The following is a 24,449-nucleotide window of genomic DNA, read 5'->3' as shown; positions in this document are numbered from 1 at the left end:
ATGCGCCGCATCGCCATCGCGCTTTTCCTGTCCAGCATGTCGACGCCGGCATGGGCAGATGCGCCACCCCTGCGCGACCTTTGCCCGGACCGGCCGGGACTGGGCACGCCGGCCTGCACGCTCGATAGCGGTCATGTGCTGGCCGAACTTGGGTTGGCCGACTGGACGCGCGACACGGCAGGCCCGATGCGGACGGACACCCTCGTCGCGGGCGACGCATTGGTACGCGTCGGGCTGACCAACCATCTCGAAGCGCAGATCGGCTGGACGGCCTATGGTCATGTGCGGACGTATGACCGGATAGCCCGCACCGCCCACGACACCGCCGGCGCGGGCGACGTCACGCTGGCATTGCGCCGGAATTTCCGCAATCCTGACGGGTCCGGTTTCTCGATCGCGGCCATGCCCTATGTCACCCTGCCCAGTGGCGGCAAGGCGATCGGTGCGGGCGACTGGGGCGCCGGATTGCTCATTCCCATGAGCTTCGATCTCGGCGGTATCTCGCTGGCGCTGGCGCCCGAAATCGACGCGGCGGTCGATGGCGACGGCGCGGGTCGTCATCTCGGCTATGGCAGCATCGCCGGGCTCGAATTTTCGCTGACCGACACCCTCTCCGCGAGCACCGAAATCTCGATCCATCGTGACGACGATCCCGCCGGCCACACCACCGAGGCGTTGGCCGGCCTGTCCGCCGGGTGGCAGCCGGACAAGGATCTTCAGTTCGATATCGGGCTCAATATCGGCCTGAACGCCACAAGCCCCGATACCGAACTCTATTTCGGGATCGCCCGGCGCTTCTGATCGCGGACCACCCGATCGATAGCGGTTCGGCTCCCATTCAGCATGGCTCCATGATCATCGCGCGAATTGACGACGGAGGAGCCCCGATGCGCGGATTGGCACTAGCTGCACTCGCCCTGTCTGCTGCTGCGATCGCAAGCCCCGCGACCGCGCAGATCGTCGCCCTGCATCCATCATCGGCCGATGCGTTCCGGCCCAATCCGCTGACGATCGACAGGCGCGAGACGGGGCCAGGCACATGGCGTGACATGAACGATATCCGCGACCGCATTGACGATGCCCGTGACGCCGGCGCGATGTCGCGGGCCGAAGCGCGGCAGTTCCGCCGAGAGACCCGGATGATCGACAGTCTGGCGACCCGCTTGAGCCAGGACGGACTGTCCGCCTCCGAGCGGCAGGAACTGGAGACGCGCGCTCTGTATCTACGCGGAGCGGTCACCCGGCCACGTTCGAAATAGCCCTCAATGCCCTGCTGATCGCTCCACCGGCTTGCGCGTTCCCGCCTTGCGCCGATCGTCCGCGATGAAGGCGCGGATGGCGAGCGTGTCCGCCGGCGTCAGCACATCCTTGAAACTCGCCATGCCCGCATAGCTCAGCGCTCCGTCGAGCACGATCGCGTCGAAGGCCGCATGCGTTTCAGGCGAGAGGTTCCAGAGGTCGGGATAGCCGTTGCGCGTACCGCTCGGCGCATGGCAGCGCGCGCAATTGACCGCATAGGCCATCAGCCCGCGCTGGATCGTCGCCGCATCGGTCGGCAGTCCGGTCGGGATCGGCTGCATCGCCGGCTTCACATAGCGCGGCGGCAGATCGACCGGACCGCCGCCCAGCTTGAACACCAGCAACCGCTCGTGGTTCTGATAGATATTGGCGGCGAATCCCGGCAGCAGCGGGAAACCTGTCATCGCACCACCCAGTCCGGCCAGCACCGCCACATATTGCTGGCCGTCGATCCGATAGGTCATCGGCGCGGCCATGATCGCCAGCCCGGTATCGATCTCCTTGAGCAGCGCGCCGTCGGTCGCGCCATAAACGCGCAGCTTGCCGTCGGTGGATCCGTGGAACACCAGACCGCCCGCGGTGGTCAGCACGCCACCGCCCCAATAGGGCATCGGCTTGCTCTGCCACACCACCTTGCCCGTCTTCGGATCCCAGGCCTTCAGCACGGTATGCTGCGTGGGGGCCGGCATGCCCTTCATGATCGCCGCGTCGCGCTTCGCATCGGCGAAGTCGGCACCGACGCCGATGTTCGCGGCGCCAGGCACCAGCTGCTTCATCTCCTTGTCCGCGACCATGAACTTGATCGGCATTTCGATCGTCGGGATATAGACAAGCCCCGTTTCGCGGCTGAACGCCATCGGCGCCCAATTGTGCCCGCCCGCCTGGGACGGCCAGATCACGCGCTCCTGCTTGCTGTAATCGGCATTGTCGAGCAGCACCGGCCGGCCGGTCTTCATATCGACATGGCTGGCCCAGGTGACCGGCGTATATTTCTCCGCCGACAGCAATGCCCCGGTTTCGCGGTCGAGCACGTAGAAGAAGCCGTTCTTGGGCGCCTGCATCAGCACCTTGCGCGGCTTCCCGCCGATATCGAGGTCGGCCAGGATCATGTTCTGCGTGGCGGTGAAATCCCATTCGTCGCCGGGCGTCGTCTGGTAATACCATTTCATCCGCCCCGTCGCGGCGTCGAGCGCGACGATGCTGGAGACGAACAGATTGTCGCCCGCGCCCCCGCCATTCCTCAGCTTCGCTGGATAAGGCCCGGCATTGCCGACGCCGATATAGATCAGGCCAAGCGCGGGATCATAGGTCATCCCGTCCCATGCGGTGCCGCCACCGCCCAGGTCCCAGCGAGCCGTGGGCGCCCAGGTCTTGCGCGCCATCGCCACTTCGGGATGCTCGTCGGGGCCCGCCCCCGGCACCGTGTAGAAGCGCCACGAAAGCTTGCCCGTTTCCGCGTCATAGGCGCTGACATAACCGCGCACGCCCATTTCGGCGCCGCCATTGCCGATCACGATATTGTTGCCCGCGATGCGTGGCGCGCCCGTGATCGCATAGCTTTTCGTGCGATCGACGAACGTGTCGGATCGCCATTTCTGCTTGCCCGTCGCGGCGTCGAGCGCGACCAGCCAGCCGTCGACGGTGCCGACATAAACCACGCCTTTCCACACCGCGACACCACGATTGACCACGTCGCAACAGGCGTGTCTCCCCCAGCCACCGTCCACTTCGGGATCGTACGACCATTTGAGCGCGCCGGTCTTGGCATCAACCGCGTAGACGACGCTCCACGGTCCGGTGAAATAGAGCGTTCCGTCGACCATGATCGGTGTCGCCTGTGCGCCGCGATGGGTTCGGCCACGCACGACGAAATCGTCGAACGAGAATGCCAGGCCGAGCGTACCGACATTGGCGCGGGTGATATCGGCGACGGGCGAAAAACGCTGCTCGCCGAAACCATGGCCATAGAGCGGCCATTCGGTCGCATCGGTACCGGCAGGCAGGGCGAAGGGATCGCCCGAGGCATCCGGCGTCACATTGCACGATCCTAGAACCGCGATCGCCGCCATCATGACAAGCCGAAAGATCCGCATGGTCCGCCCCCGTCCCTGTTTCCGGGGAAGGTGTCATGCGCGCGCCGCCGGCGCAACTCCAAATGGAAAATGATTTTCCGATTGAGCCAATGATTTGAAAATATGTGAAACAGGCGCACGCGCATCTTCCCGAACCGCGCCTGTCCGATTAATCCGATCGGGAGGCGCGATGGCGTGACATCACACCTCCATAATCGTCGCCTATCATGGCGGCGCCGGGCGTAGGGGAATGGTGTGGCGATCGATCTGAAGGCGGTTGAACAGCTTGCCACCGATCAGTCATCGCTCAAGGCCGCGGCCGGCCTCGCCAAACCCGCAAAATGGTCGGGCGCCGGCATCAGTCATGACGGGGCACTGATCTGGGGCGAGTGCGCGGGATCCGGCGCGAACCCCTATCGGGTGATGGCGGACCTGCGCGACCTGGGCAATAAATGCACCTGCCCGTCGCGGAAATTCCCCTGCAAACACGTGCTCGGCCTGTTGTGGCTGAAGGCCGAGTCGATCATACCCTTCCCCACCGCCGACACGCCCGATTGGGTGAGCGACTGGTTGGGACGACGGCGGACAGGCGCGGGCGCGCCCAAGGCGGCGGCCACCACCGCGCCGGCGGCGGCCAAGGACCTGCGCGCAGCATTGGCCGAAGAGGTCGAAGCGCCGGAAGATCCAAAAGCAGCCGCGCGGCGCGAGGCGGCGGCGGCGAAGCGATCCGAAGACACCGAACGCGCCATCGTGGATGCGCTCGATGCGCTCGAACAATGGATCGGTGACCAGCTTCGCATGGGCCTGGCCGGCTTCATCGACGATGCCACCGCACGCTGCCGCAAGATCGCGGCCCGGCTCGTCGACGGCAAGGCGGCGACGCTCGCTGGCCGGATCGATGAATTGCCCGCGCGCCTGCTGGCGCTGCCGACGGGCGACCGGCCGCGCGGCGCGACTGTGGAACTCGGCAAGCTGGTGCTGCTTGCCCGCGCCTTTCGCGCGGCCCCGCGCGATGCCGATATCCGCCGGGCGGTGGCGACATCGGAATCGCGCGACGCGGTGCTCGACAACCCCGACGCGACGCGTGTTTCGGCACGCTGGGAGGTGCTGGCCGAACAGGTGCAGACGCGCCGCGACGGGCTGGTCTCGCAAACCACCTGGCTGCTCAATCTTGACGCCGAAGGCCCGCGCTTCGCGATGCTGCTCGATTATTTCCCCGCAAGCGCCGGCCGGCGCGGATCGGTGTTCACACCAGGCGAGCAATTCATGGGCGAACTCGCTTTCTATCCGGGGCAACGCCCGCTTCGGGCAGTGCTCGTCAATCGATCCCCGGCGGCGCAGGATGGCGCGCCGGCCGGCTGGCCCGCCACGGAAACACCCCTGAACGACGAACTGACCGCGCCGCTTCTCTCCGAACCCTGGGCGCTCGACCTGCCGATCCTGCTGCCGGCAGGGCGGATCGCGCTCGATCCCGAGGACCGCCCCTGGTGGCGCGCCGGCAGCGGCGATGCCGTGCTGCCGGTCACCGGCGCGGTCGAGGGCCTGCTGTGCGGCACGGACCTGGACCGGGCGGCCGCCATCTGGTCCGGCAACCGGCTGACGATCCTGGCCGCGCAGACGCGCTGGGGACGGATCAGCGCCGATGGCTGAGGCGATCCACGACGCATTGGGCGCGGTACTGACGCGCTGGACGATGGGGGCCGCCGCCGCGCCCGCGACCAGCCTTTGGAAAGACGCGCTCGGCGACGCCCCCGAAGAAGCCGAACTGCGGCTTCTCGCGCTGTCAGGCCAGTTTCTGGGCGTCGCGGTGACGACTGAGCCGCCCGCCGGTTTGCGCGTGCTGCCCGATGTGCCGGTGCTGGCGCTTCCGACCATTCCCGCCCCGCTGCGCGCGACGGTGCGCCGCATCCTGCTTTCGATCAAGGAAACGCGCCAGCGCTGCGACCTGCTTCGTTTCCTCGACGCACGCGGCTGGACGATGCATCCCGCCGACTGGATGCCCGCCGCGAGCGACGACGACACACCCGATGTCTATGCGCCGTGGCGCGACTGGGCCGAAGCAGCGGCGTCGCCGGCGGCGAAGGATCGGACATCGGCACATGCGCTCACCGCCGAGAGCTGGGACGATTTCTGGCCCGCCGCGCGGCAGGCCGCATTCGGCGAATTGCGGCGCCGCGATCCCGCCGCCGGACGCGCGCTCCTTGAAACCAGGCTGGCCGGCGAAGGTGCCGACACGCGGCTGCGCCTGCTTTCGCTGCTGGCGACGAGGCTGTCCGATGGCGATACCGCCCTGCTCCAGACGCTCGCGACGAGCGACCGCGCGCCCAAGGTAAAATCGCTGGCAGCCTCGCTGCTCGCGCGGCTCGGCCATGGCGCCGCCGCTGGCGAGGACGCGGCCGAACTTGCGGGCTATTTCGAAGTCCGGACCAAGGGATTGTTGCGGCGGACCAGGATCGTCGCGGCATTGCCGCTCAAGACGCCGGCGCAGCACCAGCGGCGGCGCACATTGTTCGCGAGTGTCGATATCGCGGGCTTCGCATCGGCCTTGCAGATCACACCCGATGAGCTCGCGCAGATGTGGACCTGGTGTGAAGACTATATCGCCGATGCCGGCATCGCCGAGATGGCCGCCCGCTCCGCCCCCGACGCGCTGATCGCGGCGCTGTGCGCGCGGCTCGACGATATCGGCACCGCCGCCATGCCGACGCTCGACGCGTTGCTGCCAAGGCTGGACCGCGCACAACGCCTGGATTTCGCACGGCAATTGCTGCGGCGGCGCGCCTCCTGCCAGGTGGCGCTCAACATCGCGGGCGGCGATTGCGGCCTGGATGGCCTGATCGACACGCCGGCCGGCGCCGCGATCGTCGCGGCTGCGGGCAATAATGACGCGATGCGTCCTGCGGAACTGGCCGGAGAGCTTTTGGCGTTCGGCCTGCTCGCATCGCGATCGGCAGCAGCCCAGGCGATGGAACGGCTCGGCCGCGCCGGCATGCTGGCCGCCGATCCCCGCCTCGACATGATCCGGCTGAATGCCGCCCTGGAAAACAATGGAGCGACTCGATGAGCGAGATATTGCGGCAACCCGCCGAAAAGAGCCATGCGGCCGAACTGGCGGCGCTGGCGACCGGCGATACCGGCCCTCGCCCGCCGGGCTGGGCATTGTCGCCCCGGCTTGTCGTCACCTATCTGATGGGCGGCAAGGCCGCCGACGGCACCACGATCACACCCAAATATGTGGGTGACAAGCGGCTGATCGAAACCGCGGTCGCCACGCTCGCCACCGATCGCGCGCTGCTGCTGCTCGGTGTGCCGGGCACCGCCAAATCCTGGGTCTCGGAACATCTGGCCGCCGCGATCACCGGGGATTCGACGATGATCATCCAGTGCACGGCCGGCACCGACGAGAACCAGGTGCGCTATGGCTGGAACTATGCGCAATTGCTCGCGCACGGCCCGAGCCGCGACGCACTGGTGCCGACGCCGCTGATGCGCGCGATGGAAACGGGCAAGCTTTGCCGCTTCGAAGAACTGACCCGGATGGGCAGCGACGTGCAGGACACGCTGATCACCGTGCTCTCCGAAAAGATGATGCCGATCCCCGAACTCAACGACGCGGTCTATGCGGCGCGGGGCTTCAACATCATCGCCACCGCCAACAATCGCGACAAGGGCGTCAATGAACTGTCGTCGGCACTCAAGCGGCGTTTCAACGTCGTCGTGCTGCCGCTGCCCGACAGCGCCGACGAGGAGATCGCGATCATCGTCAAGCGCGTCGGCGAAATGGCGCGAAGCCTGGACCTGCCGGCCCCCAAGAATGTCGCCGAGGAAGTGGCGCGCGTCGTCGCGATCTTCCGCGAACTCCGCTCCGGCTCGACCGAGGACGGCAAGGTGGCGCTGAAATCGCCCTCTGGCGGGCTTTCGACGGCGGAGGCGATCGCGGTGATGGTCGGCGGCATCAGCCAGGCGACCTTCTTCAACAACGGCGCGCTGACGCCGGAGACGCTGGCGGCGAACGTGATCGGCGCGGTGGTCAAGGATCCGGTGCAGGATCGCGCGGTGCTTGGGGAATATCTCGAAACCGTGCTGAAGAAGCGGCGCGGTTTCGAAGGTTATTATGCCTCGCTGACCGACCTGATCTGACGCGATGCCCGGCGACGTCTCGATCTTCGGCATCCGCCATCACGGCCCCGGCTCGGCACGCCGGCTGGTCGAGGCGCTCGACACGCTCGCGCCCGCGACGGTGCTGATCGAGGGGCCGGCGGATGCGTCGGCGCTGCTGCCGATGCTCGCGGATCCGGGCATGACGACACCCGTCGCGCTCCTGACCTATGCCGAGGACGACCCCGCCAACGCCAGCTTCTTTCCCTTCACCGATTATTCGCCCGAATATCAGGCGGCGCTCTGGGCGGTACAGCACGGCGCCGCGCTGCGCTTCATAGACCTGCCCGCATCGGACCGGCTGGGCGCGCATGACGGCGGGATCGACGAGGATGCCGCCGCGACCGCCGACGACGATCCGATCAGCCGCGATCCCATCGGCATGCTCGCCATCGCAGCCGGCTATGACGACGGCGAATCCTGGTGGTCGGATGTGATCGAGGAGAATCCTTCGTCCGGCCCGGTGTTCGCGGCCGTCGCCGACGCGATGAGCGCGCTTCGCGCCGAAGCCGGTCCACTCTCCGCGCGGGAAGCCGCGCGCGAGGCGCATATGCGGATCGAGATCGCCCGCGCCGCGAATGAAAGCGACGGGCCAGTCGCGGTGGTATGCGGAGCGTGGCATGTGCCGGCACTGCTCGCCAGACAGAGCCTGACCGCCGACCGAGACCTGCTGAAGGGACGTCCGAAAGCGAAGATCAAGGCGACCTGGGCACCCTGGACCGCGCCAAGACTGGCGCGCGCGAGCGGCTATGGCGCCGGCGTCGTCGCCCCCGGCTGGTGCGCGCATCTGTGGGACACGCGCGATAACGAGGAACGCGATGTCGTCTGGCTGGCGCGGATCGCACGGGTGATGCGCGAGCGCGGACATTTCGTGTCGACCGCATCGGTGATCGAGGCGCAACGGCTCGGCACCGCGCTGGCGGCGCTTCGCGATCGGCCGGCGCCTGGCTTCGAGGAATTGCGCGAGGCCGCGATCGCCTGCCTCTGCAACGGCGAACGCGCCCTGTGGGACGATATCGCGGCGGAACTGCTGATCGGATCGGCGGTCGGCGAGATCCCCGCATCGACGCCGCTCGCCCCGCTGCTGGAGGATCTGCAGCGCCAGCAAAAGGCGACGCGCCTGAAGCCCGAGGCGCTCGAACGCGCGCTGACGCTCGACCTTCGCAGCGAGAGCGGGCTCACGCGATCGACATTGCTTCACCGGCTGAACGCGCTCGACGTGCCATGGGGCCGCCTGGCCGATGCGGGGCGCAGCCGTGGCACCTTCCGCGAGAACTGGCAGCTCTGCTGGGAACCCGAATATGCGGTGCGGCTGGTCGAAAATCTCGTCTTCGGATCGACCATCGCCGAGGCTGCGGGCGGCCGCCTGCTCGAGGCGATGCGCGGCGAAGCCGATCTTGCCGCGCTGGCGACGTTGGTCCGCGCCGCCATGGTCGCGGACCTGCCGCGCGCGACCGAGGCGGGCATCGCGCTGCTGGAGGACAAGGCCGCGCTGACCAGCGACTGCCAGACATTGCTCGCCACGATCACGCCGATGGCCGACATCATGCGCTATGGTGAGGCGCGCGCGGGAACGGCGGCGCATCTTTCCGCGCTGATGCCGCGCATCGTCGTTCAGGCCGCGCTGGCGCTGCCCTATGCCGCGCGCAATCTGAACGCGGACGCGGCGGGCCGACTGCGCGGCGCGATCCTGGCGGCGAATCGCGCGATCGCACTGGCCGAACTCGACGGCGATACGCTGGAGACCTGGCACCGCGCGCTCCAGTTGCTGCTGAGCGATGCGCAGGCGACGCGCCTGATCGCGGGTGCAGCCGCCCGGCTGCTCTACGAAGCCGAGTTGCTCGATGCCGATGCGGCGGCGGACCTGCTTGGTCGCATGCTTTCCCCCGGCACACCGGTCACCGACGCCGCCGGGTTCTTCGAAGGATTTCTGGAGGGCGCGGGGCAAAGACTGATCCACGACGCGTCGCTGCGCGATGCCGTCGATGCCTGGCTGATGTCGCTCGACGAGGACGCCTTCACCGCCAATCTGCCGCTGTTCCGGCGCGTCTTCTCGGCGCTCGACCGCACCGAAAGGCGCCGGCTGATCGACGCCATATTCGGGCGGGGCAGCACCAGCGGCGCCGGCGGCTATCGATTGATCGACGGCGCCGCCGCGATCTGGCCGGCACATGAGCAACGCGTGATCGCATTGCTGACGGCGGGGGCACCGCGATGACCGAGCCGAACGAACACGACCGCCGCTGGACGCTGGCGCTGGGCATGGATGCCGCCGAGGATGGCGGTTCCGCGTTGTCGGACAGCGATCGCCGCATGTCCGAAGCGCTCACCGCGCTTTACGGCGATGGCGACGACGCACCGAAAAAGGGGCGCGGCGGCTTGGGTGGATCGGCGCCGCGCGTCGCCAAATGGCTGGGCGACATCCGCGAATTCTTCCCTGCCCCGATCGTGCAGGTGATCCAGAAGGACGCGTTCGAGCGCAAGGGCCTGCGTCAGATGCTGCTGGAACCCGAGTTCCTCGCGACGGTGGAAGCCGATGTGAATCTGGTCGCCGATCTGGTTTCGCTGCGGGGGGTGATGCCCGAAAAGACGAAGGAGACCGCGCGGATCGTGATCGCGAAAGTGGTCGCCGAACTGATGGAGCGGCTGGAGCGCAAGACCGCGGACGCGATCCGCGGCTCACTCGACCGATCCCGGCGGACCAACCGGCCGCGCTTTTCCGATATAGACTGGCCGCGTACCATCCAGGCCAATCTGCGCCATTATCAGGCGGAGCATCGCACGGTGGTGCCCGAACGGCTGATCGGCTTCATGCGGCGGCAGCAGCGCATCGTTGATCTCGACGAGGTCATATTGTGCGTCGACCAGTCCGGGTCGATGGCGACGTCGGTCGTCTATGCATCGATCTTCGCGGCGGTGATGGCCTCTTTGCCCGTCGTCGCGACCAAGCTCGTCTGCTTCGACACCGCGATCGTCGACCTGACCGAAACGCTCGCCGATCCCGTGGAAGTGCTGTTCGGCGTCCAGCTTGGCGGGGGCACCGACATCAACCGCGCCGTCGCCTATTGCGAGGAACGGATCGAGCGCCCGACAAAGGCGACCTTCGTGCTGATCTCCGACATGTACGAAGGCGGCAATGCCGATGCGCTGGTCGATCGGCTGGCGCGGCTAACGCTGACCGGCGTCAATGTGATCGTGCTGCTGGCGCTCACCGATACCGGCCGGCCATCCTATGATCCCGCGCTATCCGCCAGGGTCGCGGCGCTCGGCATTCCCGTCTTCGCGTGCACACCCGATCAATTCCCCGATCTGATGGCGACCGCGCTTCGCCGCGAGGACGTGCATGGCTGGGCCGCCGATCGCGACATCAAGCTGATCCGATCCGACGGTTGACCTTCAGGTCGCCGGCGCCGCGGCCGGCGCCTTGACCACGTCGGCGCGCACCGCCTTCACCACCTCGTCCACCGCGCGCACCACCACATCGGGCCGCTCGTTCTGGATATAGTGGCCCGCATCGGGCACGAGTTCCTGACGCGACCGCGTCGACCATGAAGCGATCTCGGCATGGAGCGCCTTCCAGCGGGCTTGCATGCCCTCGCCCTCCGCCTTGGTCACGCCCAGCCCCTGCAGCATTTCGGGCGGATAGGGCTGGGTGGAGGTGAGGACGACGACGGGGCGATCGCCCAGGTTGCGGAGCTTGCCCGCCTGTTCCCAGATCGCGGGCAGCGCGTCCATTTCCGCGATCACGCCGCCGATGCTGTGTCCCATATAGGCCTGGCGCGCGCCGGCTTCGGCCGGCGGTTCACCGGGCGCCGCCTGGGCGGGCACCAGGCGCCAGATCCCGGTCCAGGCGAGCGCAGACATCGCGCGCGGCACGAAAGGTAACTCGACATAAGCCTTGCGCCCCGGCGGGGGCAGCTTCTTGCCCTGATCCGCATGCGAGGCATCGACGAACACGATCCCCTTCACATCGTCGCCGTAGAGCCGCGTATAGGTCATCGCATAAGGGCCACCGGCGGACAGGCCGACAAGCACCAGCGGCCCGCCGATGCCCGCCTTTTCCAGCATGGCGTGAAGATCGCGCGCCACCCCTTCGCCGTCGTGCGGCCCGGACTTGTCGTCGCTCCACATGATGCCCGCGCGATCATAGGCGCAGGTGCGCGTGATCCTTGCGATCGAATCATGCACCGGGCGCCACGACAATGTACCGTTGGGATCGACGCCGGATTCGAGGATCACCGTCGGCGATCCGCTGCCCCGGCAATCGAGATGAAGCTTGCGCCCGCCGATATCGACAAGCTGGCCGCGCGGCGGAAAATCCTTCGCGGCGCTGTGCCGTGCCCATTGCTCGTAGGCGGCGCCTAACGCCACGGCGAGGACCACGACGCCCCCCAGCCCGATTCCGATGCGCTTCAGCACGCGCAACGACCGTGATCCCGCCATATATCCTCCCGCCAATTTTATCCGGCTTGGCGACATTATATTGCGCGAACATTGTCATCGGAATGCAGGCCCCACAATCACCCTCGCAGGATGAATTCATCCGTTTTGGGTGAATGCCGGTCTTTCCGGCGATGCGCAAAACACATATAAATCAGTGCTGATCGGCGATTGCGCCATTGCGCACCCGTTTCGAGTGAGGTTTTCCGCATGTTTTTCCGATTTATGATTCTATGCGCCGCTAGCACGATCGCGCTTTCGCCCGCGCTGGCCGCGCCCGAAACGGAAAAGCCGGCCCCCGATCCCAATGAGCGTATCTGCCGAACCGAATCGGCCACCGGCTCGCGCCTTCAGAAGACGCGCACCTGCCGGACGCGCAAGGAGTGGGAGGAAGCCCGCCGGCAAACCAACGAGGCGATGGGCGGCATCCAGCGCAGCCAGGGCGGAGCATGCGGCATGCGCCCCTGCTAAGGGCGCGCGCTAAAAAACCGGCATGATCGAGATTGACGCGGCGCATCGGCTATGGTCGGTGCGCCTTCCGCCTTGAGATGGGATATCGATGACGAACGACGACACGATCCAGGTGCTCACCACCGGTGGGACGATCGACAAGCAGTATTTCGACAGCCTCAGCGAATATCAGATCACCGACACGATCGTGACGCGGCTGCTGGAGATCGCGCGCGTCACCCAGCCGCACCGGGTGGAAGAGATGTTCCGCAAGGACAGCAACGATATTTCGGAAGAGGATCGCGCAACGCTCGTCGCGCGCGTTCGCGCAGACGAAGCCAAGCGGTTCGTCATCACCCATGGCACCGATACGATGACGGTGACGGCGGAATCGCTGGCCGGCATTCCCGGCAAGGTGATCATATTGGTCGGCGCCTTCACGCCCGCGCGCTTCGCGGAAAGCGATGCGGTGTTCAATCTCGGCATGGCATTCGCAGCGGCCCAGACCGCCGCGCCCGGCGTCTATATCGCGATGAACGGCACGATCTCCAACGCCAGCGAAGTGGTGAAGGACCGGGCGAAGGGCGCCTTCGTCCGCCGCGACACGCAGTAGGGTCCCATCAACGCAGCCGATAGGCCGCGAGGAAAGCCCGCACCGCTTCCGCGGCATGACGCCGCAGTGTCGCCTGATCGGGTATGGCGCTGTCGCCAAGCATCATGACGCGGTTCACCGGATCGCCCATCACCAGCCAGTTGAATTGCGAGGCGGCGATCCGTGCGTCACCGATCGCAAGCAGTCCGCGATCGGACCAGCGCGCGAAGGCGACGGCGAGCCCGGCCACCGCACGCCCCGGCCCACCGCGATCGAGCGCCGCACCAAGCTCTGGAAAACGGTTCGCCTCGGCGATGATCAGCCGGCGCAACTGCATCAGCCGAGGTGTGAGAACCACGATCAATTGCCGCTCGGCATAGGCGAGCAGCCGCGCCTCGACATCATCCTTGTCGCCCAGATCGGCGATCTCGCGCTGCACCTCGTCCCCGGCGAGGGACGTCATGCCGGTGATGATCGTGACGAACAGCGCCTCCTTGCTCGCGAACTGCTTGTAGACCGTCTGCTTGGACACCGCCGCCTGTGCCGCGATCTCGTCCATGCTGGTGCCCGGATAACCGTTCCGCAGGAAGATTTCGGTGGCGGCATCAAGGATCGCCCGGCGCTTTCGTTCAGACCGCCCTTCGCCCTCGGCCGTCAGAGCTTCCGTCACGCGCACAGCCTCCAATCGCTTGCGTTGATTGACTCTTAGTACTGGACAGTCCAGTTTGATTCAAGCAACGAAGAGAAGAGACTCCGATGAACGGTGAAGACAGTCAGTCCCTGACGGCATCGTGTTTATGTGGCACGGTGACTTTCGAAACGGCCGGCTCACCGATCATGAGCGTCATCTGTCATTGTACGAGTTGCCGGACAGCCGGACGTCGGATCGAGGAGCGCCCAGGCGCACCGGCGGTGCTCAACGCCGTCGGTGGCACGGCATTCCTGCTCTACCGCAAGGACCGCCTCCGCTGCGCGCGCGGCGGCGAAAAGCTGGAGACGCTTCGGCTCGAACCCGACTCGCCTACGCGTCGGTTGGTTGCACGCTGCTGCAATGCCCCGATGGCGCTCGAATTTTCCAAGGGCCATTGGCTGAGCATGTATCGCGATCGTTTCCCCGATCATGCTCCGCCGCCGGAGATGCGGGTGATGACCGCCGATCAGCCGGACGATATCCCCCTTCCCGACGACATCCCTGCCTATACCCGCCATTCCGGCCGCTTCATGTGGCGATTGCTCGGGGCCTGGATCGCAATGGGGCTGCGCGTTCCGCGCGTGCCCGGACTGGAGGCCGCATGAAAAGCGACACGTCTGAAAAGGTGCTGATGGAGAATATCAACAGCCCCGGCCGCCCGATCCGCGTCGATGCCGACAAATATCGGGCGATGCGCGACGCGATCCTCGCGGTGCTGCCCGCCGCCTCACCCGGGCTGACGGTTGCCGAAACCAAGGCGCGACTGTTGCCGCTCTTGCCCGAATCGCTGTTCCCTGGCGGCGCCAAGGCGGGCTGGTGGCTCAAGGGCGTCCAACTCGACCTGGAAGCAAAGACGCTGATCAAACGCGAGGAGACAAAGCCGCTGCGCCTGCACCGGCTTTGATCATTGAACGAGATGCGTCGGGTCAGGCCTTGAGCGTGACCCAGATATCGACCGGCGCCGCGAATTTGCCCGGCGCCGGCTTGCCGATGTCGATCCGTTCGGCCGTGACCAGTTCGCCCGATTTCAGCGTGAAGCTGGCATAGGGGCGCGGCATCCGCCCGAAGCTCATTTTCTGGATGGGTTCGCCGGTGGCGGAATTCATGATGGTTGCGATGATGCTCATCGCGCGCCGGTAGCGGTCTTCCCGAACCGATTTCAACCGTCATCACAAAGAATTATCGATGGGCATGGCTGCGCATGGCAAAGCTTGAGGTGATACGCGACACGCCGGGCAAACGCGATAGCACTGTCGCGTGGAAACGCTCATATTCCGCCATGTTGGCAATCTGCAGCCGCAGCACATAATCGCCGTCGCCCGTCATCAGATACCATTCGCGCACCTCGGGATGATTGCGCAGCCCCTGTTCGAAACGGGTGAGATACTCCTCCGTCTGCCGGTCGAGCGCGACCTGGACGATCGCGGTCATGCCCTCGTCCGGCGCGCTGCCCGCGATGATCGCCGTATAGCCCCGGATCACGCCCGAGCGTTCGAGCATGCGAACGCGGCGCAGGCATGCCGAGGCGGACAGGCCGACCTTGGCGGCGAGCGCGCCGTTGGTGATCCGCCCGTCCAGCCGCAGCGCGGTCAGAATCCGGCGATCTATCTCGTCGATGGCGTGCATGGTGATTTATTCCACATATTCGAATAATCTGCGAATTATTGCTCTTACTCGGCGCTTTCTAGCACAAACAGGCGAAATATTCGACAGCTTCACCGCTACATCCGCAACAGGAGGTGGCGCGTGGATATGAGTGGCTGTCCTGGCGGGACCGGTCGTCTGACCGTCGACCTCGATGCCGTCCGCGCCAATTTCGCGGCGATCGCGGCGCATGTCGCGCCGGCGGTGTGCGCCGCGGTGATCAAGGCCGATGCCTATGGGCTCGGCGCGCCTTTCGTTGCTGAAGCGCTTCACCGGCAGGGATGCCGCAGCTTCTTCGTCGCGCATCTCTCCGAAGCGCTTACGATCGCCCGTGTCCTTGCCCCCGACAGCGAGATCTTCGTGCTCAACGGGCTGGAACCAGGCTATGAGCCGCTTTGCGCCGACCGGGGTTTCATTCCCGTGCTCAACGCGCCCGAACAGGTTGGCGCCTGGCGTGCGCTGGCGATCGAACGCGGACGCGCGCTGCCCGCCGCGCTCCAGATCGATACGGGCATGTCGCGGCTCGGCATGGACCTCGACTGCGCCGTGCGGCTGGCGAACGACGCAGCCCTGACCGAACAGCTTTCGTTGCGCCTGTTGATGACTCACCTCGCCTGCGCGGATACGCCCGATCATCCGGCCAATGCCGATCAGCTCGCGCGCTTCGCGGCGGTGCGATCGCTGTTCCCGGCCGTCCCCGCCTCGATTGCCAACAGCGCTGGAGCGGTGCTCGGCGACGAATATCATTTCGAACTGGTGCGCGCCGGCCTTGCCCTGTTCGGAACGGTATCGACAGGGACAGGCGCAGTGCCCCGCCCTGCTGTCCGGCTCGATGCGCGCGTCATCCAGCTTCGCACGATCGAACCCGGCGAGGGTGTCGGCTACGGGCTGGCGCATATCGCATCATCGCCCCAGCGCCTTGCCACGCTCGGCATCGGCTATGCCGATGGCTGGCCGCGCAGCCTGAGCGGGTGCGGCGCCGCCTGGTTCAAGGATGTGCGCCTGCCGATCGTCGGCCGGGTGTCGATGGACTGCATGACGGTGGACATCGGCGCACTGCCCCAGGATGCGCTCCGCCATGGCGATTTCGTCGAGCTGATCGGGCCGAACCAGTCCGCCGTCGAGGTCGCCGACGATGCCGGGACGATCGACCACGAAATCCTGGCGCGTCTGGGCACGCGCTTCCAGCGCCTCTTCATCGAAAGCGGCGTGACCGACATCCAGTCACCGAGGGGTTTGCAATGAAGGTCGTCATCCTGGGCGCCGGCGTCATCGGCGTCACATCGGCATGGTATCTTGCGAAAGCCGGCCATGAAGTGGTCGTCATCGATCGCCAGCCGGGGCCTGCACTCGAAACCAGCTTCGCCAATGCCGGCGAGATCTCGCCCGGCTATGCCTCGCCCTGGGCGGCGCCCGGCATTCCGATGAAGGCGATCCGCTGGCTGATGATGCGTCATGCGCCGCTGATCCTGCGCCCCGGCCTCGACATGGAAATGGTGCGCTGGGTGGCAGCGATGCTGCGCAACTGCACCAGCGCGCGCTATGCGCTCAACAAGAGCCGGATGGTCCGCCTGGCCGAGTTCAGCCGCGACCAGCTCGCGGAGATGCGCACAGAACTCGGCATCGATTATGATCATCGCGAGCGCGGTACGCTCCAGCTTTTCCGCACCCAGGCGCAACTCGACGGCAGCGCCAAGGATATCGCGGTGCTGCGCGACTATGGCATTCCCTACGAAGTGCTCGATCGGGACGGCTGCGTGGGCGCCGAACCCGGCCTGGCCGCGACGCGCGAGCGCTTCGTCGGCGGCCTGAGGCTGCCCAATGACGAGACCGGCGACTGCCAGATCTTCACGACCGAACTCGCCGCGCGGCTCCAGAAGATGGGAGTCGAATTCCGCTACGACACCGAGATCGAGTCGCTTGCGACGGCGCAGGGCCAGATCGCCGGAGTCCGCACCAATCGCGGCCTGATCACGGGCGATCGCTATCTCGTCGCGCTCGCCAGCTTCTCGCCCGCATTGCTGAAGCCGCTCGGCTTCCGAGTGCCTGTCTATCCGGTGAAAGGCTATTCGATCACCGCCGACATCGTCGATGCGGAGCGCGCGCCTGTCTCCACGCTGCTCGACGAAAGCTACAAGATCGCGATCACCCGCCTTGGCAATCGCGTCCGCGTCGGCGGCATGGCGGAGATTTCGGGATATAATCGTGACCTGCCGGAGCGGCGGCGCGGCACGCTGCTCTACTGCGTCGACGATCTCTTCCCCGGCGCGGCCGATCTTTCGGACGTCTCTTATTGGTGCGGCCTGCGGCCCATGACGCCGGACGGCCCGCCAATCCTGGGGCCGACCGCGATTCCCAATCTCTACCTCAACACGGGCCATGGCACGCTCGGCTGGACGATGGCCTGCGGATCCGGCCATGTCATCGCCGACATTATTTCCGGCCGCGCCCCCGAAATCGATGCGGACGGCCTGTCGATCGCACGCTATCGAGCCTGACCACGAAAAGGAGAACCATCAATGAGCATCGTCAGACTGCATTCCGGGCCGCGCATGAGCCAGGCCGTGATCCATGGCGGGCTGGTCTATCTGGCGGGCCAGGTCGGCAATCCCGGCGACGACGTGACGGCGCAGACGCGCACCGTGCTGTCGTCGATCGACGCGCTGCTCGCCGAGGCCGGCACCGATCGCTCGCGCATCCTGAGCGCGACGATCTGGCTCGCCGACATGGGCGACTTCGCCGCGATGAACGCGGTGTGGGAAGACTGGGTGGACCAGGCGACCGCGCCGGCGCGCGCGACGGGCGAAGTCCGGCTGGCGACCGATGAGTACCGCGTCGAAGTCATCATCGTCGCAGCGCTTCCCTAAGGTTTGCCATCATGACGCGAGGGCGGATTTGACAGACCGCCCTCGCGCCTCCACATCACGATGATGATCACCGAGATCATCCATGGGCGATATCGCCACCACTCAGGGCAGCTCGCCGCGCGCAGCTAGCCCCGGGCTTCCTTTATCCTCACCCGAAGCCCGGGGAGACAGTATCCGAAGCATCCGGCGGCCGATGAAAGCGCGCGCCGAACCCTGAGAGACATGATCATGACGACATCCTCGGCTGCGGTGAAGCACCGCCGCCCGCCCATCCATATCATCGACACGGAATGCGAGGCGCTGACCGCGCTTGCCCTGAGGGTCGAGGACGCCCAGCCCGTGGTGGCGGACCTCCTGCTCACCGAACTGGAACGCGCCGAACTCCATTCGGCGGATACTCTGCCGCCGCACACCGTCTCGATGAACAGCGTCATCGCCTATATCGATGAGCGCAGCGGCACGCGGCGGACCGTGCAGCTCGTCTATCCGCAGGACGCCGATATCGAGGCGGGGCGGATCTCGATCCTGACACCGGTCGGTGCCGGACTGATCGGTCTGGCACAGGGCGACGCGATCGACTGGCCCGATCGCGAAGGCCAGGAACGATCGCTGCGCATCGTCGAGGTCAAGCCGGGAGAGTCGCCGTGATGGAGGAACTCGCCCGCTATCGCTGCATCGGCGACGACGGCACGCGGGTTGCCGTCGTCGAATATCGCTATGTGCATCTGGCGCGCAGCAGTACGGGCACGCGCCGTCACCTGGGCGCGACCAAGCTCACGCTCGAGACCGGCGAGCCCGTGCGCTATATCGACCAGGCCTGTTTCGAAGTGATCGAAAGCGGCGAGCTGATCCGCCGCATATCCTGACGGCCGTCAGCCGTGCGCGTCAGGGCCTAACCGCCGCCGCGCGATCAGCATGTCCGATACCGGATCGTGAACCGGCTTCGTGAACATCAGCCCACCCTCTCCGGCGACACCGTCCATCAGGCCACCCCTTGGGCGGATGCGAGGCACCGATGCCGCCGCGAGCGCATCGCACCGCATCGCGAGATCGAGCAGATAGGCGCGGGTGAATTCGCCGGTGATGCGTTCCGCCGTCCGCCGGCACGCCTCGGCCTGCCGGATCCAATGCCCATAGCCCACGGGCTTGCCGCTGTTCATGCGCGTGCCTCCGCAAATCCGGCACTGCCCACGCCGGCTTCCTCGCCGCGCGAATAGCTTGCGACGAGCATGCCTGCCGCCAGAACGCGACCGGCGATCGCGCTCACCACGCTGGAGCGCCCGGGGTTGTCGCCGATCGCCGGTGTGTCCGACAGCGCGAAAAGCTGGAAGACATAATCATGGGCGCCGTGCCCCGTGGGCGGATCGGGCGGCAGCCAGCCTTCGGCGAACAGGCTGTTTCGCCCGACATCGCGGCCATCGGCCTCGCCATGACCGTCGCGCGCGATCGCACCTTCGGCCAGGCCCGTCTCGTCAGGCGGCAGGTTCCAGACGATCGCGTGGACAATCGGGCTCGTCGCCGGCGCATCCGGGTCCTCGACGATCAGCGCCAGGCTGGCGGTGCCTTCGGGCACGCCACGCCAGATCAACGGCGGCGACACGCCTTCGCCATCGGCGGTGAAGCGTATCGGCAATCGCCCGCCATCGGCGAAAGCCGGGCTCGACAGTTCTATGAAACCGTCGCCCAGACGAAGTTCCTCCTGCGCGATCACAAGCTTCGCATGCCCCGCACGCACGTTGCGGAGCAGGCTGCCAAGCCAATGCGGAACATGTTGCAGCATCGCGCGCCTCCTCCTTGCGGTTTCGAGAACGATCGGAAGCCAAGAAAGCTCCCGACCGTTGCACGAAACCGATCGGCGGTGCGTCGACGCGCCTAGAAACCGATCGACAGCGTCAGGCGACCGTTGCTCTGCGAACCGTTCTTGCCGATCAGCCCATCATAGGAGACCGAAAGCGTCGCGGCTTTGCTCATCCGCCAGTCGAGCGCGACCGTCGCCGCAGCGGCATCGCGCGACAGCGCGGTGCCCGTGATGCCGAAGCTGGCGGCCGAGGTACCGAAGCCGTGGACGCTGGTCGAAACCAGATCACCGAACACATGCTGCCACGCCAAGCTGCCACGGCCGGAAAGTCCGCCGACGATGGGGGTCGATCCCTTCACGCCCAGCTTGCCAAGGCCGAACGTGTCCTCACGCTCCGCGACGCGCAGCGCGACGGGGCCGCCGACTTCGTTGAAGCCGTCGATCTTCACCCGATACACGCCAAGGCCCGCGAAGGGCTCGACCGCGCCGCCCTTCACCGCGATCGGCATGCCGATCTCCGCGAAGCCGTGCAGCGTGCGGCCCTTGTAATCGGCCACCACGTGATCGTTGAAGCCGGCGAAGGCGATGTCGCGAACGGTGCCGACATCCACCCGGCCATAGCCGATGCCGCCACGCAGATTGACGCCGCCGAAGCGGCCGCCGGCATAGGCCATCACATGCACCGTCTCCAGCTTCGCGGTGCTGCGCCGCGCCGAGACCGTCATGTCCTCGCTGGTGAAGCCTCCGGCGATGCCGACGCGCGCGCCTGAAGCGAAGCCGAAATCGATCCCGCCGATCCCGCCGGTGGTTTCGCGTTCGGCATCCGCCGCACCAAGCACGCCCGAATCCTCATCGCTCGACGCGACGAACTGGCCCCAGATCGCCGGCCCCTCCGCATCCACCGCGAAACGGGGCGCCAATGAAGCTTCCGCCGCGATCGCATTGAGCACCATCGCGGTGCCGACCGACGCGTGGACCTCGCCGGAGAGCAGGTCGAGCCCCGAACGCACGGCATCGTCGCTCGGAATCAGCGTCAGCGCGGCATAGGCCGGATTGGCCACACCCAGGGTGCCGAACGCGGTCGCGGTGTTCACCTGGTTGGGATTGAGGCCGAGCAGCGCCAGCGAAGCGCCGGTGCGCACGACATCGACATAGATCGCGTTGGCGTTCGATCCCAGCCGTAGCTCGGTGTTGCCCAGGGCATTCTGCGTCATCGTGTAATTGCCGCTGACGCCACCTGCCGCGGTCAGCAGCGTGTAGCGCGAGCCGACCGTGTAATCGCCGGCCGCACGCGTGACCGCCAGCGTCGCACCCGATCGGATCGTCGCGATGCTGCCCACCGCGATCCGGTCCGCACCGCCTGACATGATCTCGGCCGCATAGGTCGATCCGGCTTCCTGGACGAGTTGTCCGGTGATGGTGAGCGTGCCGACACCGGTGCCCGGCGCGATCGTCGCACCGGACTGGACGGTCGCGCCCGCGATGGTGCCGGTGCCGCCCAGCGTCGCGCCATTCGCCACGCGAACCGCCGACGGCATCACGCCCAGTATATTGAGGCGGCCGGCGAGTATGTCGACCGGGCCGGCAAAGCCCGGCTGCGCGCCGATGGAGAGCGTGCCCGCACCCAGCTTCTGGAGCAGCCCCGTGCCGGTCAGCGTCGCCGCAAGGGTACCGGTATCGGCCTGATCGACGCGGAGCGTGCCGGCATTGGCGATCGCGCCGGTCAGCGTGGTGCTGTTGCCGGTCAGCGTGGCGCCCCCCGCGATGGTGGTGCCGTCGCTGAAGCTGGAGGCCGCACTCAAGGTCCAGTTGCCCGACGCGACCGCGAGACGCTCGAAATTGACCGAGCCCGCGAAGCTGCCATTGCCGGTGCCGCCAAGCGTGACGGTGTCGCTGCCGGCGCCGCCATCGACACTGCCGGTGATGACCGATCCGGTCAGCAGGTTGAGCATATCATTGCCACCACCCATCTGGATCGCGACGCCGCCAGTACCGGCGATTGTGCCCGAATTGGTGATCGTGTCGGCAAAATCCCCGACAAAGGTGATCGCGGGACCGGCAAGCCCCTCGATCCGGCCGGCGTTGACGATCGTCGTCGCGCCATAGGCACCGTTATCGGCGCCATCATCGATCAGTATGCCGTTGCGACCGCCGCTGATGAGCGCGCCTGCCGCATTCTCGATCAGGCCGCCGCCCATCGCGATGCCCTGCGCGCTGTTCGGCCGGCCGCCCGAATCGACCCCGGTCGCGCTGATGCCGCGGATCGTGCCGAAATTGCGAACGGTGCCGATCAGGTCGATATCGACGCCATCGCCATCGCCATTCGTCGCGACGCCATCCCATCGGCCGACGATCGTGCCGTTGTTGACGACGGTGCCGCCGCCATCGGACCCAACGCCGGACCCGTTGCGGCCGATGATCGTGGCGCCCGCCGCATTGGTCACATCGACATTCACGTCGCTGGTGATGCCGTGGCGCAGGCCGGAAATGACACCGCCCGCCTGGTTGATCACCTTGCCCGATTTGCCCTGCCAGTCGACGCCGTCATAATTGTTGTTGGCGGGACCATCCGAATAGATGAGCCCGGCATTGGTGACGACGGCGCCCTGCCCCGGCCGGATCGCATCCTGGCCGAAGGAACGCAGTTCGCCGCCCGCCAGATTGTTGATGACGATGGTGGCGCCGCCCGATGCGGCGGCGTCGAAATCGATCGCCTGGCCGCCATTGGTCGTCTTGATGATGCCCGCATTGTTCAGCGTGATCGTGCCGCCCGTGGGATTGAAGTTCACGCGTACGGCATCGTCGGCACTCTGGATCACGGCGCCGGCATTGTTGGTGATGGTGATATCACGCGCATTGTTCGATCCGGCGATGTTGATCGCGCGACCGGTGGCATTGGTGTTGGCGATGGTGCCCGAATTGCTGATGGTGAGCGGCGTCGCGGTCGAGGCGATGGTCGCGCTCATCGCGCTGGTCAGGGTTGCGCCCTTGTCCACCTGGTAGCTGTCGGCGGCGAGCGCACCGGTCAGGTTCCAGGTACCGGTCTGGACGGCGACCTGCTCGAAGCCGGCAGCACCCGCGAAATCGCCGCTTCCATTGAAATTGATCCGGTCGATGCCGGCGCCGCCATTGACGGCACCGGTGAAGACCGCGCCACCCTGAACGTTGAGCGTGTCGTTGCCCGCGCCCATGTCGAGCGCGGCGGTGGTGCCTGCGATGGTGCCGGAATTGGTGATCGTGTCAGCGAAATCGCCGACAAGCACAACGCCCATGCCGCCAAGCCCGCGGATCGTGCCGGCATTCGTGATCGTGGTCGCGCCATAGGCGCCACCGCCCGAACCGTCGTCGATAAGGATCGCGTCGGCGCCGCCGACGATCGATGCGCCCGCGGCATTCTCGATCAGGCCGCCGCCCATCGCGATGCCCTGCGCGCCATTGGGGCTGCCGCCGGAATCGACACCCGCCGCGCTCAGCCCCTCGATCGTGCCGAAATTGCGGATGGTGCCGACCAGGTCGATATCGACGCCGTCACCATCGCCATTGGTGGCAACGCCATCCCATTGGCCGGTGATCGTACCGTAATTGACGACAATGCCGTCACCATCGGAACCGACGCCCGATCCGTTGCGGCCGGTGATCGTGGCGCCCGCCGCATTGATCACGTCGACACTGGTGTCGCTGGTGATGCCGTGGCGAAGACCGGAGATGACGCCGCCCGCCTGATTGATCACCTTGCCGGAACGCGCCTGCCAGTCGATGCCGTCGAAGCTGTTGTTGGATGCACCGTCCGAACGGATCAGGCCGGCATTGGTGACGACGGCGCCCTGCCCCGGCCGGATCGCGTCCTGCCCGATCGAGCGCAGCTCGGCGTCCGCATGATTGTTGATGACGATGGTCGCGGCGTCGCTGGCGACCGCGTCGAAATCGAGCGCCTGGCCGGCCGTGGTCGTGCGGATGATCCCGTAATTGTCGACGGTGATGCTGCCGCCCGTCGGATTCACGTTGATGCGGAACGCGTCGTCGGCGCTTTCGATCACCGCGCCCGCATTGTTGGTGAGCGTGATCGAGCGGACATTGCCGTCGCCCGAGGCGTTGATCGCGCGGCCACTGGCATTTGTGGTGCGGATCGTGCCCGAATTGGTGATGACCAAGCCGGTCGAGGCGTTATTCCAGTTGATCGCCGGATTGGTCGTGGTCTGCAGCGTGCCCCCCGCCTGAACGGTGATGCTGTCGGTGCCCGCCACGGTCTTTTGCGCGGTGTCGGTCGTGCCGCCGGGAACGACATGATGGGTCTGCGCCGCGACGGGCGTCGCCACCATCACAATCGAGGTCAGCACTCCAGCAGCAAGCGCGATCCGGCTCGTCTCGACACGCAATTTCATGGTCACCCCCAATTCACGGAAAATCCGATTCGTGCGGCGATAGGGGCGCTGCTTGA

The 24,449-nt window shown here is 66.5% G+C and carries 24 protein-coding genes; 16 read left to right on the top strand and 8 right to left on the bottom strand.

Annotation, left to right across the window (positions count from 1 at the left end; all coding sequences use genetic code 11):
• Positions 1-801 (top strand): transporter, encoded by an 801-nt coding sequence (locus ACODTA_RS10565; protein ID WP_489065867.1) that lies wholly within the window; start codon positions 1-3, stop codon positions 799-801.
• A gap of 86 nt (positions 802-887) precedes the next feature.
• Positions 888-1,259, top strand: coding sequence for a hypothetical protein (locus tag ACODTA_RS10560; RefSeq protein ID WP_489065866.1), 372 nt, complete (start codon positions 888-890; stop codon positions 1,257-1,259).
• A gap of 3 nt (positions 1,260-1,262) precedes the next feature.
• Here ACODTA_RS10560 and ACODTA_RS10555 read toward each other — a convergent pair whose 3' ends face one another.
• Positions 1,263-3,392 carry a PQQ-dependent dehydrogenase, methanol/ethanol family gene (locus tag ACODTA_RS10555; protein WP_489065865.1) on the bottom strand — a complete coding sequence of 710 codons (2,130 nt, stop codon included), beginning with the start codon at positions 3,390-3,392 and terminating at the stop codon, positions 1,263-1,265.
• A 234-nt stretch (positions 3,393-3,626) separates the two neighbouring features.
• Here ACODTA_RS10555 and ACODTA_RS10550 point away from each other — a divergent pair, with 234 nt between their 5' ends.
• The 5 genes from ACODTA_RS10550 to ACODTA_RS10530 are packed head-to-tail and all read left to right on the top strand — an operon-like array spanning position 3,627 to position 10,922.
• Positions 3,627-5,021, top strand: coding sequence for an SWIM zinc finger family protein (locus tag ACODTA_RS10550; RefSeq protein WP_489065864.1), 1,395 nt, complete (start codon positions 3,627-3,629; stop codon positions 5,019-5,021).
• Complete coding sequence (locus tag ACODTA_RS10545) at positions 5,014-6,435, top strand: DUF5691 domain-containing protein (protein ID WP_489065863.1); 1,422 nt, start codon at positions 5,014-5,016, stop codon at positions 6,433-6,435. Before ACODTA_RS10550 ends, ACODTA_RS10545 begins: the two co-directional genes overlap by 8 nt.
• Positions 6,432-7,511: an ATP-binding protein gene (locus ACODTA_RS10540; protein ID WP_489065862.1), complete on the top strand. Its 1,080-nt coding sequence runs from the start codon at positions 6,432-6,434 to the stop codon at positions 7,509-7,511. Before ACODTA_RS10545 ends, ACODTA_RS10540 begins: the two co-directional genes overlap by 4 nt.
• Positions 7,512-7,515: 4 nt before the next feature.
• On the top strand, positions 7,516-9,747 hold the full coding sequence (locus ACODTA_RS10535; RefSeq protein ID WP_489065861.1) for a DUF5682 family protein: 2,232 nt from the start codon (positions 7,516-7,518) through the stop codon (positions 9,745-9,747).
• A complete protein-coding gene (locus ACODTA_RS10530; protein WP_489065860.1) occupies positions 9,744-10,922 on the top strand; it encodes a VWA domain-containing protein in 1,179 nt (392 codons plus the stop codon). Before ACODTA_RS10535 ends, ACODTA_RS10530 begins: the two co-directional genes overlap by 4 nt.
• A gap of 3 nt (positions 10,923-10,925) precedes the next feature.
• Here the strand turns inward: ACODTA_RS10530 and ACODTA_RS10525 are convergent, their stop codons facing one another.
• Positions 10,926-11,972 carry an alpha/beta fold hydrolase gene (locus ACODTA_RS10525; protein WP_489065859.1) on the bottom strand — a complete coding sequence of 349 codons (1,047 nt, stop codon included), beginning with the start codon at positions 11,970-11,972 and terminating at the stop codon, positions 10,926-10,928.
• A 222-nt stretch (positions 11,973-12,194) separates the two neighbouring features.
• Here ACODTA_RS10525 and ACODTA_RS10520 point away from each other — a divergent pair, with 222 nt between their 5' ends.
• Both ACODTA_RS10520 and ACODTA_RS10515 read left to right on the top strand, forming a co-directional pair.
• Entirely contained in the window at positions 12,195-12,440 is a 246-nt protein-coding gene (locus ACODTA_RS10520; protein WP_489065858.1) for a hypothetical protein, read from the top strand.
• A gap of 88 nt (positions 12,441-12,528) precedes the next feature.
• Positions 12,529-13,032 (top strand): asparaginase domain-containing protein, encoded by a 504-nt coding sequence (locus ACODTA_RS10515; RefSeq protein ID WP_489065857.1) that lies wholly within the window; start codon positions 12,529-12,531, stop codon positions 13,030-13,032.
• A gap of 7 nt (positions 13,033-13,039) precedes the next feature.
• Here the strand turns inward: ACODTA_RS10515 and ACODTA_RS10510 are convergent, their stop codons facing one another.
• A complete protein-coding gene (locus tag ACODTA_RS10510; protein ID WP_489065856.1) occupies positions 13,040-13,681 on the bottom strand; it encodes a TetR/AcrR family transcriptional regulator C-terminal domain-containing protein in 642 nt (213 codons plus the stop codon).
• Positions 13,682-13,767: 86 nt separating this feature from the next.
• Between ACODTA_RS10510 and ACODTA_RS10505 the strand changes: the two genes are divergently transcribed.
• Both ACODTA_RS10505 and ACODTA_RS10500 read left to right on the top strand, forming a co-directional pair.
• The gene (locus ACODTA_RS10505; RefSeq protein WP_489065855.1) at positions 13,768-14,307 is read left to right on the top strand and encodes a GFA family protein; all 540 of its coding nucleotides are present in this window, start codon (positions 13,768-13,770) and stop codon (positions 14,305-14,307) included.
• The gene (locus tag ACODTA_RS10500) at positions 14,304-14,606 is read left to right on the top strand and encodes a DUF6958 family protein (protein WP_489065854.1); all 303 of its coding nucleotides are present in this window, start codon (positions 14,304-14,306) and stop codon (positions 14,604-14,606) included. Before ACODTA_RS10505 ends, ACODTA_RS10500 begins: the two co-directional genes overlap by 4 nt.
• Before the next feature lie 22 nt (positions 14,607-14,628).
• On the opposite strand, the gene ACODTA_RS10495 is transcribed toward ACODTA_RS10500, so the two are convergent.
• The gene (locus ACODTA_RS10495; protein WP_222989871.1) at positions 14,629-14,829 is read right to left on the bottom strand and encodes a hypothetical protein; all 201 of its coding nucleotides are present in this window, start codon (positions 14,827-14,829) and stop codon (positions 14,629-14,631) included.
• Between the two features lie 52 nt (positions 14,830-14,881).
• Positions 14,882-15,328, bottom strand: a complete 447-nt coding sequence (locus ACODTA_RS10490) for an Lrp/AsnC family transcriptional regulator (RefSeq protein WP_489065853.1) — start codon at positions 15,326-15,328, stop codon at positions 14,882-14,884.
• 126 nt (positions 15,329-15,454) lie between these two features.
• Here ACODTA_RS10490 and alr point away from each other — a divergent pair, with 126 nt between their 5' ends.
• The 5 genes from alr to ACODTA_RS10465 all read left to right on the top strand — a co-directional run bounded on the left by alr (position 15,455) and on the right by ACODTA_RS10465 (position 19,079).
• Entirely contained in the window at positions 15,455-16,591 is a 1,137-nt protein-coding gene (alr, locus tag ACODTA_RS10485; RefSeq protein ID WP_489065852.1) for an alanine racemase, read from the top strand.
• Positions 16,588-17,844, top strand: a complete 1,257-nt coding sequence (locus ACODTA_RS10480; RefSeq protein ID WP_489065851.1) for a D-amino acid dehydrogenase — start codon at positions 16,588-16,590, stop codon at positions 17,842-17,844. Before alr ends, ACODTA_RS10480 begins: the two co-directional genes overlap by 4 nt.
• A 21-nt stretch (positions 17,845-17,865) precedes the next feature.
• Positions 17,866-18,213, top strand: a complete 348-nt coding sequence (locus ACODTA_RS10475) for a RidA family protein (RefSeq protein WP_222989868.1) — start codon at positions 17,866-17,868, stop codon at positions 18,211-18,213.
• A 228-nt stretch (positions 18,214-18,441) separates the two neighbouring features.
• Positions 18,442-18,861, top strand: coding sequence for a nucleoside diphosphate kinase regulator (gene rnk, locus ACODTA_RS10470; RefSeq protein ID WP_489065850.1), 420 nt, complete (start codon positions 18,442-18,444; stop codon positions 18,859-18,861).
• Complete coding sequence (locus ACODTA_RS10465) at positions 18,861-19,079, top strand: hypothetical protein (RefSeq protein ID WP_489065849.1); 219 nt, start codon at positions 18,861-18,863, stop codon at positions 19,077-19,079. Before rnk ends, ACODTA_RS10465 begins: the two co-directional genes overlap by 1 nt.
• A gap of 6 nt (positions 19,080-19,085) precedes the next feature.
• Here the strand turns inward: ACODTA_RS10465 and ACODTA_RS10460 are convergent, their stop codons facing one another.
• From ACODTA_RS10460 to ACODTA_RS10450, 3 genes are all read right to left on the bottom strand, one after another.
• On the bottom strand, positions 19,086-19,373 hold the full coding sequence (locus ACODTA_RS10460; RefSeq protein ID WP_489065848.1) for a hypothetical protein: 288 nt from the start codon (positions 19,371-19,373) through the stop codon (positions 19,086-19,088).
• Positions 19,370-19,993 carry a YbhB/YbcL family Raf kinase inhibitor-like protein gene (locus ACODTA_RS10455; protein WP_489065847.1) on the bottom strand — a complete coding sequence of 208 codons (624 nt, stop codon included), beginning with the start codon at positions 19,991-19,993 and terminating at the stop codon, positions 19,370-19,372. The genes ACODTA_RS10460 and ACODTA_RS10455 overlap by 4 nt, the downstream gene beginning before the upstream one ends.
• Positions 19,994-20,085: 92 nt before the next feature.
• Complete coding sequence (locus tag ACODTA_RS10450) at positions 20,086-24,393, bottom strand: autotransporter domain-containing protein (RefSeq protein ID WP_489065846.1); 4,308 nt, start codon at positions 24,391-24,393, stop codon at positions 20,086-20,088.
• Positions 24,394-24,449: the final 56 nt, after the last annotated feature.

Source organism: Sphingomonas sp. FG14 (assembly GCF_057809675.1).
Note: the sequence above shows the minus strand (reverse complement) of the source record. Positions and strands in the feature narration are given on the sequence as shown.

Coding starts and splice junctions, on each gene's coding strand:
- ACODTA_RS10545 (WP_489065863.1), top strand. CDS start 5,014: ATGGCTGAGGCGATCCACGACGCATTGGGCGCGGTACTGACGCGCTGG.
- ACODTA_RS10505 (WP_489065855.1), top strand. CDS start 13,768: ATGAACGGTGAAGACAGTCAGTCCCTGACGGCATCGTGTTTATGTGGC.
- ACODTA_RS10465 (WP_489065849.1), top strand. CDS start 18,861: ATGGAGGAACTCGCCCGCTATCGCTGCATCGGCGACGACGGCACGCGG.
- ACODTA_RS10520 (WP_489065858.1), top strand. CDS start 12,195: ATGATTCTATGCGCCGCTAGCACGATCGCGCTTTCGCCCGCGCTGGCC.
- ACODTA_RS10565 (WP_489065867.1), top strand. CDS start 1: ATGCGCCGCATCGCCATCGCGCTTTTCCTGTCCAGCATGTCGACGCCG.
- ACODTA_RS10530 (WP_489065860.1), top strand. CDS start 9,744: ATGACCGAGCCGAACGAACACGACCGCCGCTGGACGCTGGCGCTGGGC.
- ACODTA_RS10490 (WP_489065853.1), bottom strand. CDS start 15,328: ATGCACGCCATCGACGAGATAGATCGCCGGATTCTGACCGCGCTGCGG.
- ACODTA_RS10535 (WP_489065861.1), top strand. CDS start 7,516: ATGCCCGGCGACGTCTCGATCTTCGGCATCCGCCATCACGGCCCCGGC.
- ACODTA_RS10525 (WP_489065859.1), bottom strand. CDS start 11,972: ATGGCGGGATCACGGTCGTTGCGCGTGCTGAAGCGCATCGGAATCGGG.
- ACODTA_RS10450 (WP_489065846.1), bottom strand. CDS start 24,393: ATGAAATTGCGTGTCGAGACGAGCCGGATCGCGCTTGCTGCTGGAGTG.
- ACODTA_RS10480 (WP_489065851.1), top strand. CDS start 16,588: ATGAAGGTCGTCATCCTGGGCGCCGGCGTCATCGGCGTCACATCGGCA.
- ACODTA_RS10475 (WP_222989868.1), top strand. CDS start 17,866: ATGAGCATCGTCAGACTGCATTCCGGGCCGCGCATGAGCCAGGCCGTG.
- ACODTA_RS10515 (WP_489065857.1), top strand. CDS start 12,529: ATGACGAACGACGACACGATCCAGGTGCTCACCACCGGTGGGACGATC.
- ACODTA_RS10560 (WP_489065866.1), top strand. CDS start 888: ATGCGCGGATTGGCACTAGCTGCACTCGCCCTGTCTGCTGCTGCGATC.
- ACODTA_RS10540 (WP_489065862.1), top strand. CDS start 6,432: ATGAGCGAGATATTGCGGCAACCCGCCGAAAAGAGCCATGCGGCCGAA.
- ACODTA_RS10495 (WP_222989871.1), bottom strand. CDS start 14,829: ATGAGCATCATCGCAACCATCATGAATTCCGCCACCGGCGAACCCATC.
- rnk (WP_489065850.1), top strand. CDS start 18,442: ATGACGACATCCTCGGCTGCGGTGAAGCACCGCCGCCCGCCCATCCAT.
- alr (WP_489065852.1), top strand. CDS start 15,455: ATGAGTGGCTGTCCTGGCGGGACCGGTCGTCTGACCGTCGACCTCGAT.
- ACODTA_RS10555 (WP_489065865.1), bottom strand. CDS start 3,392: ATGCGGATCTTTCGGCTTGTCATGATGGCGGCGATCGCGGTTCTAGGA.
- ACODTA_RS10500 (WP_489065854.1), top strand. CDS start 14,304: ATGAAAAGCGACACGTCTGAAAAGGTGCTGATGGAGAATATCAACAGC.
- ACODTA_RS10460 (WP_489065848.1), bottom strand. CDS start 19,373: ATGAACAGCGGCAAGCCCGTGGGCTATGGGCATTGGATCCGGCAGGCC.
- ACODTA_RS10455 (WP_489065847.1), bottom strand. CDS start 19,993: ATGCTGCAACATGTTCCGCATTGGCTTGGCAGCCTGCTCCGCAACGTG.